Here is a 450-nt window from a genome sequence, read left to right on the forward strand (position 1 = left end):
GTCCGCCGGGAGGCCGACCACGCCCGCGCCGGCCGCGACGCCCGCATCGTCGCCAAGATGAACGCCCTCGAAGACCCCGCGATGGTCCGCGAACTCTACGAGGCGTCGATGGCCGGCGTCGACATCGACCTCGTAGTTCGGGGCATCTGCCGACTCAGACCCGGCATCGAGGGTCTCTCCGAGAACGTCTCGGTGTCGAGCGTCGTCGGCCGGTTCCTCGAACACTCGCGTATCTTCTACTTCGAGAACGGGGGCGAGCCGGACTACTACGTCGGCTCCGCCGACTGGATGACCCGCAACCTCGACCGCCGGGTCGAGGCCGTCGCGCCCGTCGAAGACCCCGAGCACCGCGCCGAACTCGACGCCGTCCTCGACGCGCTCCTGTCGGACAACCGCCGGCGCTGGGTGATGGACAGCGACGGCCGGTACGAACAGCGCCGACCCGGTGAC

1 pseudogene is annotated in these 450 nt (G+C 69.8%); it reads left to right on the plus strand.

The features are described 5' to 3' along the window. Positions 1–450: pseudogene (locus tag DVK07_RS21740) on the plus strand (polyphosphate kinase 1); the annotation flags it as partial.

This window comes from Halorubrum sp. Atlit-26R, from assembly GCF_003666015.1.
Taxonomy (GTDB): Archaea; Halobacteriota; Halobacteria; order Halobacteriales; family Haloferacaceae; genus Halorubrum.